At 74.1% G+C, this 7,968-nt stretch carries 8 protein-coding genes and 1 pseudogene; 3 read left to right on the forward strand and 6 right to left on the reverse strand.

Annotated features, from left to right (window positions below; all coding sequences use genetic code 11):
- Positions 1 to 171: 171 nt before the first annotated feature.
- Together AB0G02_RS23130 and AB0G02_RS23135 are read right to left on the reverse strand one after the other, a co-directional pair.
- Positions 172 to 1,605: a serine hydrolase gene (locus AB0G02_RS23130; RefSeq protein WP_360797548.1), complete on the reverse strand. Its 1,434-nt coding sequence runs from the start codon at positions 1,603 to 1,605 to the stop codon at positions 172 to 174.
- A 98-nt stretch (positions 1,606 to 1,703) separates the two neighbouring features.
- Complete coding sequence (locus AB0G02_RS23135; RefSeq protein ID WP_360797549.1) at positions 1,704 to 3,326, reverse strand: sulfatase-like hydrolase/transferase; 1,623 nt, start codon at positions 3,324 to 3,326, stop codon at positions 1,704 to 1,706.
- A gap of 101 nt (positions 3,327 to 3,427) precedes the next feature.
- Between AB0G02_RS23135 and AB0G02_RS23140 the strand changes: the two genes are divergently transcribed.
- Complete coding sequence (locus AB0G02_RS23140) at positions 3,428 to 4,099, forward strand: dihydrofolate reductase family protein (protein WP_360797550.1); 672 nt, start codon at positions 3,428 to 3,430, stop codon at positions 4,097 to 4,099.
- Here AB0G02_RS23140 and AB0G02_RS23145 read toward each other — a convergent pair.
- Together AB0G02_RS23145 and AB0G02_RS23150 are read right to left on the reverse strand one after the other, a co-directional pair.
- Positions 4,081 to 4,482, reverse strand: coding sequence for a DoxX family protein (locus AB0G02_RS23145; RefSeq protein ID WP_360797551.1), 402 nt, complete (start codon positions 4,480 to 4,482; stop codon positions 4,081 to 4,083). The two genes, AB0G02_RS23140 and AB0G02_RS23145, sit on opposite strands and share 19 nt — an antisense overlap.
- Entirely contained in the window at positions 4,475 to 5,227 is a 753-nt protein-coding gene (locus AB0G02_RS23150) for a CDP-alcohol phosphatidyltransferase family protein (protein ID WP_360797552.1), read from the reverse strand. The genes AB0G02_RS23145 and AB0G02_RS23150 overlap by 8 nt, the downstream gene beginning before the upstream one ends.
- 32 nt (positions 5,228 to 5,259) lie before the next feature.
- Here AB0G02_RS23150 and AB0G02_RS23155 point away from each other — a divergent pair, with 32 nt between their 5' ends.
- Positions 5,260 to 6,237: a zinc-binding alcohol dehydrogenase gene (locus tag AB0G02_RS23155; RefSeq protein ID WP_360797553.1), complete on the forward strand. Its 978-nt coding sequence runs from the start codon at positions 5,260 to 5,262 to the stop codon at positions 6,235 to 6,237.
- Positions 6,224 to 6,907, forward strand: a complete 684-nt coding sequence (locus tag AB0G02_RS23160) for a creatininase family protein (protein WP_360797554.1) — start codon at positions 6,224 to 6,226, stop codon at positions 6,905 to 6,907. The genes AB0G02_RS23155 and AB0G02_RS23160 overlap by 14 nt, the downstream gene beginning before the upstream one ends.
- Here AB0G02_RS23160 and AB0G02_RS23165 read toward each other — a convergent pair.
- Together AB0G02_RS23165 and AB0G02_RS23170 are read right to left on the reverse strand one after the other, a co-directional pair.
- Complete coding sequence (locus AB0G02_RS23165) at positions 6,836 to 7,777, reverse strand: lysylphosphatidylglycerol synthase transmembrane domain-containing protein (protein ID WP_360797555.1); 942 nt, start codon at positions 7,775 to 7,777, stop codon at positions 6,836 to 6,838. The genes AB0G02_RS23160 and AB0G02_RS23165 overlap by 72 nt on opposite strands.
- Positions 7,774 to 7,968, reverse strand: a pseudogene (locus AB0G02_RS23170) (SAM-dependent methyltransferase); the annotation flags it as partial. The pseudogene AB0G02_RS23170 and the gene AB0G02_RS23165, both read right to left, overlap by 4 nt.

The raw sequence follows: 7,968 nt of genomic DNA on the forward strand, positions 1-7,968 counted from the left end.
GGCCGATCCCGTGCGGCTGGTCGAGCAGCCGTTCCAGTTCCTCCACCACCGCATGGTGACGCACGGCCGCCCCGGACGCGCCCGGTTTTCCGCGCCGTCAGCGCCCGCGTGGCCGGCTCCCGGTGAGAGCCCGTCGAGCCCGCGAGGGCCCGACGGGCGTCCACAGTGGACTCAGCGCAGGTCTGACATGATCCGGTCGACGGCCGCGCCCAGCTCGGCGTACTTCTCGGTGTAGAGGACCGGGAAGACGCCGGGGCGGTCGGCGGGGCGGTAGGTGTCGACGTAGTCGGTGCCCAGGTTGCAGAACGCGACCACGATGTAGTGCCGACCCCAGAAGCCCCGCAGCGCCTTCACGATGCCCGCGTCGCTGCCGGTCGTGTCGACCCAGCCGGTCTTGTGGCTGAACGTCACCTCGGCCGCCGCGTCGCACGGGCGGACGTCGCTGTCGTACACGGCGGCGCCGACCGTGACCGTGCCGTCGGGCTGGATCCACCGCGGCGGCGTGAGCTGCCGGATGCCCTGCACCGGGTAGTCGCGCCCGCAGTGGTTCGTGGTGGACAGCATCTCGTTGTGGCCCTGGTCGCCCAGCGACTTCAGGAACTGGTTGCGCGAGCTCTGGCTGAGCTCCGCGCGGGTGATGACGCGGCCGTCGGCGGTCCGCCACAGCTCGCCGTGGCCGCCGTTGATCAGCAGCAGCAGCTTGGCGGTGTCGAGGCCGCTCATGTTCGACCCGATCCAGCGCCCGCCGTTCTCCGGGTTGGTGCCGGTGACCATCAGCGTCGGCATGCCGAGGTCGACGAACATCCGGTTGACCTCGTCCCACGCGCCCAGGTCGTGGATCAGCTTGATCAGCGCGCAGGTCGACTCGTTCTGCGACTTGGTGATCATCTCGTCGAAGTGCTGCCGGATCACCTTGCTGGACGGTCCGCCGCACACCGGGTGCACGGTCACCGGCCGGTAGTCGTAGACCGCGTCGAGGTCCACCCGGCCCTGGTCGGCCAGCCGCAGCAGGCCGAAGCCGACCATCAGCTTGAGCACCGACGCCGGGTACGGCGAGGAGAAGTCGAGGGGTGCGCCCTCCCGGCCGGCGAGCACGTCACGCGTGCCCCGACCGCCGTTGACGTCCCACTCGGTGTCGTCCCACCAGCGGTAGCGGACCTGGTCGGTCGACACGGTCGCCTTGTCCACCGGCACCACGACGCCGTTCGGGTACTGCGGGCTGAGCAGCACGTTCGCCATCGCGGCCGGCCGGCCGAAGCGGTCCAGCTCGATCACCGCGAGGTCCATGTTCGGCGTCTGGTGCAGCGGCTTCGCGGCGGCGGCGTCGAGCCGGGCGGCGCCGAGCCTGGCGACCTCCTCGGCGGGCACCGGGTCGTGCTTCTCCGGCGCACCGGCCCTGGACGCCGCCACCAGCTCCGGCGGGGTCAGGTCGAGCACGTCCTTGAAGTCCTGCGCCACGACGGCCTGCCGCAACGACTCCGCGAGCCGCGCGCTCACCTCGTCGCCCGCCGCCCCCGCGGACGGCACCGCGGTCACGGCCCCGACCAGCGCCGCCGTCGCGGTCAGCGCGGTGGCGGTCAGCAGCCTGCGTCGGAAAGATCTCATCGCACTCCCCCGTGGAACGATCCGTCTGCGCACCGACGGTAGTGCATTCGTCCTCTATGCGTGAGCGACTCGACCGCGGTCCGGCAGCACCGGCGGAACTAGCGGAACGCGGTCAGGAACTGGTCGCGGAAGGTGTCCATGGGCCGCACGGGCGCGTCCGGGGCCGGTTCGAGGCCGTCGGTCCAGCCCCAGCCGTCGGTCCGCGCCAGCACCGCCGGGTCGCGGGCCACGATCGTGATCGGCACGTCCCGGCCCGCGCCGTCGCCGGTGACGAACGGCGCGGGCTGGTGGTCACCGAGGAACACCAGCACGAGGTCGTCGCCGCCGTAGGTCTCGACGTAGGACAGGAGGGTGTTCACCGAGTACTCGACGGACCGCGCGTAGTCCCCGCGCACCGACACCGGGTCCCGCGCGAACATCGACTCCGCCGGCGCCTCGCCCGAGGTCATCGAGCGGTACACCGAGCCGTCACCGAGGCCGTCCCAGCCGACCGCGGACGGGAACGGCGACCAGGGCGCGTGGCTGGACAGCAGCGGGATCGCCGCCATCACCGGCTCGTGCGCGGCGGCTCGCTCGAACTGCTGGAACCGCGACAGCGTGAACTCGTCGGGCGCGGGCGCGTAGCCGAAGCGCGGCCCGTGGTAGTCGAGGTCGCCGAACGCGTAGATCCGGTCGTAGTCGAAGAACCCGCCCTCCGGCCAGGCCTGCGTGATGCCCGGCATGACGCCGACCGAGCGCCACCCCGCGCGCCGGAACGCGCCGCCCAACGTCAACCGGTCGCTGGAGACGAGCGTGCGGTAGCGCTGCTGGTTGTCGACCCACAGCCCGGACAGCAGGGTGGCCTGGGCCAGCCAGCTCCCGCCGCCCGCCGTCGGGGAGGTGAGGAACGCGCTGCGCGAGGCGTACCCGGCCTCGGCCAGCCGCCGCGTGCCCGCGTCGAGCACCGCGCCGACCCGCGGCGCGATGTCCGGGTGCTCCACCGCGGCACGCCCGTAGCTCTCCACGAACGCCACCACGACGTCCCTGCCCCGCAACGCGGTCAGCAGGTCCGCGCCCGCCGTGTCGCGGAACGCGTCCGCCGCCGACTCCGACGCGAACCGGTCGCGGTCGCGCAGACCCGCGCCCACCCGCCGCGCCTGGTCGTAGACGAACTCCGCCGTGCTGTGCGACGCGATCGGCCCGACCGGCGCGATCTGCAGTCCGGGTGCGGCGACCGTGATCCAGGCGACCGCGAGCACCACGACCCCCCGCGTGACGCGCAACCGGTGCCGGCCCACCGCCCCGCTCAGCCGCAGCGCCGACAACGCCGTCAGGACCACCAGCGCGCACGTGAGCAGCACGGCCACCACGACGGCCGCGACCGCCGCGAACCGCCCGACCGTCACGTCCACGTAGTCCACCGCGGGCTCCAGCAACGGCCAGTCCAGCACCAGGTCGAACGGCCGGTACAGCACCGCGTCGAAGCCGATGTCCATCGCCTTCACCACGAGCAGCAGCCCGAGGACCGCGCCGCACAGCAGCGCCACGACCGGCCGCGCGCGTTCGGGCAGCACCAGCACCAGCACCACGCCGAGCAGGCCCTCCACCGGGAGGCGCAGGAACGACGCGGGCGTCACCGAGTCGAAGTCGCTGGGCATGACCAGCGCCAGCACCACCAGCGCGGCGGCCAGGGTGGTCACCACGACCCGCCGGCCGCGGTGCTCCACGACGTCCTCGGTCATCCGTCCTCCGCGCTCGTCCCGCCCTGACCGGTAGAACGCGCGAACGCACCCCCTCGGTTCAGCCGTGGGTACGGTCGTCCAGCCGTGGGTACGGTTGTTCCGTGACCCGCCCGCACGTCCTGCTCAGCGTCGCCGTCAGCGTGGACGGCTACATCGACGACGACGGCGCGCAGCGGTTCCCGCTGTCCAACGCCGAGGACTTCGACCACGTCGACCGGATGCGCGCGGAGTCCGGCGCGATCATGGTGGGCGCGGCGACGATCCGCCGGGACAACCCGCGCCTGCTGGTCAGGCAGGCGCACCGCCGGGCCGCGCGGGTCGCCGCCGGACGTCCCGAGTTCCCGCTGAAGGTGACCGTGACGGGCAGCGGCGACCTCGACCCGGCGCGCGACTTCTGGCACTGCGGCGGCGGGAAGCTGGTCTACACCGCGGACTCCGGCGCCGACCGCGCCCGCGCCGTCGTCGGTGACCTGGCGGAGGTGGTGTGCCTCGGACCGGCCGTCGACTTCGGCGCGCTGCTGGACGACCTCGGCGGCCGCGGCGTGGACCGGCTGATGGTGGAGGGCGGCGGCACCGTCCACACCGCGTTCCTGGCCGCCGGGTTGGCCGACGAGATCCGGGTGGCCGTCGCGCCGATGCTGATCGGCCGGGAGCGCGCGCCGCGGTTCCTCAACCCGGCCGAGTTCCCCGGCGGCCCGGCCCGGCGCTTCCACCTGGAGGAGGTCACCAAGCTCGGTGACGTCGCCGTGCTGCGCTACTTCCCCAAGCGCTGAAGCAACGCCCGAGCGGTGTCCCGCCGGGCCCACGCCACCACCGCCGCGACCACGAGCAGGACCGCGGGCAGCACCGCGCCGTCCGGGTCGCCCAGGATCAGCAGCTCCGTGGCGACCGCGCCGGTCATCACACCGACCAGGCCCACCGCGGCGAGCCCGCAAAGCCGCGGCACGAGCAGGCCCAGCGCACCCGCGAGCTCCAGCACGCCGGTCACGTACCGCAGCCACTGGCCGAGCCCGATCCGGTCGAACTTGCCCACGAAGTCGTCACCGAGCAGCGACACCCCGCTGTAGGCGAAGTACGCGGCCGGCAGCACCTGCACCACCCACAGCACGACGTTCCCCACCGTGCGCGCCACGTCGACCCGAGTCACGTCAGACATCGCCCATCCCTTCCGCCGGTGCGGGAGCGTTGCGGCACAACCACACGACGTCACGACCGAACGACCACAGCAGCGACGCCAGCGCGAGTCCGACCAGGACACCGACGTGCGGCACCAGGCCGGACGCGGCGACGACGAGCGCGATCCCCTGCACCGCGGCCACGACCTTGCGGGCGTAGCTCGGCGGCAGCGCGCCGGTGAGCCGGTCGAAGCCCCAGGACGCGACGACGAACGCGTACCGCAGCACGCCCACCACCAGCACCCACGGGCCCAGCGAGAGCGCCACGTGCGCGCTCAGCACCAGGATCAGGAACGCGTCGACCTCCATGTCGAACCGCGCGCCCATCGCGGACGCGGTGCCGGTGCGGCGGGCGACCCGACCGTCCACGAAGTCCAGGGCCAGGGCGACGGCGGCGAGCGGGACGATCACCGCGGTCGCGCCGCCGTCGGCCACCAGCGCCGTGACGCCACCGACCAGCAGCCCCCGCGCCGACGTCACCCGGTCGGCCGGCCCGAGCGCGCCGCGCGCCGACCGCTGCACCGCGCCGCCGAGCAACGCCTGGTTGGCGACGGCGTACGCGATGCCCAGTAGCCACCCCGCCGCACCGAGCCCCACCGAGCACTCCAGCACGCCGAGCAGCACCACCTGGAGCCCCGCCCACGCGGCGATCTCCGCGTTGGCCGGTCGCTTCGACGCGACCCCGCGTGTGGCGAGGCCCGTGCGGTGATGGTGAAGTGTCGTCATCGTGCCCCTCGTGCGTCCGGAGGTTGTAGTAGATGACACGCGCTGCGAGGGCCCTGTGGTTCACCTCGGCCGGAAAATGTGAGATCCGACCGGTCGAGCTGCGCGAGCCCGGGCCCGACGACGTGCTGGTCCGCACGCTCCACTCCGGCATCAGCCGGGGCACGGAGAGCCTGGTCCTGCGCGGTGGCGTGCCGGAGAACCAGCACGGGGTGATGCGGGCGCCGTTCCAGGAGGGCGACTTCCCGTGGCCGGTGAAGTACGGCTACCTCAACGTCGGCGTGGTGGAGCAGGGGCCGCTGCTCGGCCGCACGGTGTTCTGCCTCCATCCACACCAGACGCACTACGTGGTGCCCGCCGACGCCGTGACGCCCGTGCCTGACTCCGTGCCCGCCCAACGGGCGGTGCTGGCCGGGACGGTGGAGACGGCGGTCAACGCCCTGTGGGACGCCAGGCCGCTGATCGGTGACCGGATCGCGGTGATCGGCGGCGGGATGGTCGGGTGCAGCGTGGCCGCCGTGCTGGCCCGGTTCCCCGGCGTGCGGCTGCAACTCGTGGACGCCGACCCCGCCCGCGCGTCCGTGGCCGCCGCGCTCGGCGTGGACTTCGCGTCGCCGGAGCAGGCGGAGGGGAACTGCGACCTGGTCGTGCACGCCAGCGCGTCCGAGGCGGGGCTGGCCCGGTCGTTGGCGCTGCTCGCGCCGGAGGGGCAGGTGGTGGAGCTGAGCTGGTACGGCGACCGCCGGGTCTCCCTGCCGCTGGGCGAGTTCTTCCACTCCCGCAGGCTGCGGTTGCGCAGCAGCCAGGTGGGCGTGGTCGGACGGCCCGACCGCACGTACGCCGAGCGGATGGCCCTCGCGCTCGACCTGCTCGCGGACCCCGCGTTCGACGCGCTGATCACGGGCGAGTGCCGGTTCGACGACCTGCCGTCCGTGCTGCCGGAACTCGCGAACGGCGCGGTACCGGCCCTGTGCCACCGCGTTGACTACCGTGCCGGGCATGTACCTGCCTGACACCACCGAGGACGTGCGGACGCGCGCGGCGACCGTGGCGGTGCTGCCCGTCGGCAGCCACGAGCAGCACGGCCCGTACCTGCCGCTGTCCACGGACACCGTCGTGGCCTGCACGGTCGCGCGGGCCATCGCGGACGCGCACCCGGTGCAGCTGCTCCCGCCGATCACGATCTCCTGCTCGCACGAGCACGCGGCCTGGCCGGGCACGGTGAGCATCTCGGCGCGGACGCTGTACTCGGTGGTGACCGACATCGCGGACTCGCTGCGCCGGTCCGGCGTGCCGAACCTGGTGCTGGTCAGCGGGCACGGCGGCAACTACGTGCTGGCCAACGTCGTGCAGGAGGCCGAGGGGATGGCGTTGTTCCCCGGCAGCGGCGAGTGGGCCGCGGCGCGCGAGGCCGCCGGGATCGCGACGTCGTCCCGCACCGACATGCACGCGGGCGAGCTGGAGGCGTCGATCCTCCTGCACGCCCACCCGGAGCTGGTCAGACCCGGTTACGAGACGAGCGACCACGTGGCCGACGACCGGCCGCACATGCTCACGCTCGGGCTCGGGCCGTACACGTCGTCGGGCGTCGTCGGGCGGCCGTCGCTCGCGTCAGCCGACAAGGGCCGGGACGTGCTCGCGGCCCTGGTCGAGTCGTTCGGGCGCCACCTGGCGCTGTTCTGACCGGAACAGCACGGCCACGCCGGGCAGGCCGGCGACCATCGCCAGCACCCCGTAGACGACACCGGTCGTGAGCCCCTGGGCCGCGCCGAGGCCCGCCTCGCCGAACGCCACGGCCAGGAACGCCTCGCGCGGACCGAAGCCGCCGACGTTCAGCGGCACGACCATCACCAGCAGCGCCAGCACGGCCGGCGCGACGAGCCGGGCGATCGGGGCGTCCGTGCCGGCGGCGCGGGCCGCGACCACGAACAGCGCCACGTGCCCGGCCAGGGTCGCCGCCGACAGCAGCACGACCTTCGGCAGCACCTCGCGGTTCACCAGGGCGGTGCGGGCGTCCGACCAGGTCGTCCGCACCGCGCGGCGGACCTTCGCCGAACCCGCCGCGACGGCCACCGCCACGACCGCCGTCACGACCGCCGCCGGGAGGACCCACCCGGGAACCCCGACCGGCACGGACCCGCAGGACAGCACCACGACGCCGACGGCGACCAGCACGGCCTGGCCCGCGCCGCGCTCGAACACCACCGCCCGCACGCCGCGCCCGACGTCACCGGACTGCCGACCGTGGCTCACCGCGCGGTGCACGTCACCGAGCACGCCCGCGGGCAGCACGGCGTTGAGCAGCAGCCCGCGGTAGTAGTCGGCCACGGCCGTGCCGAGGGTGAGCGGCAGGCCGAGGCGGCGGGCGACCAGGCACCACCGCCACGCGCTGGTCACCGTGGTCAGCAGGCCCAGGCCCACCGCCGCCGCGACGGCCCGGCCGTCCACCGCGCGGAGCCCGGCGACGAACGCGTCCGCGCCCAGCCGCCAGGCCAGCGCGCCCAGGATCGCGACCGCGCCGACCAGCCTGAGCCAGGGCCAGATCCGGCTCACCGGGGCAGCGCCAGCAGGTCGGTGTGGTGCACGACGACGTGCGGGCCGTGCTCCAGCTTGCGCCGCACGTAGTCGGGCGCCTCGGCGGCGAGGCCGGGTTCCTGCTCGACCGCCGCGCGCACCCACCCGCGCAGCCACTCGCCGGCCAGCGCGGCCTGGTCCGGGCCGAGCCGCCACGGGCTCGCGCTCGT

The sequence above is a fragment of the Actinosynnema sp. NPDC023658 genome (genome assembly GCF_040639995.1).
Lineage (GTDB): Bacteria > Actinomycetota > Actinomycetes > Mycobacteriales > Pseudonocardiaceae > Actinosynnema.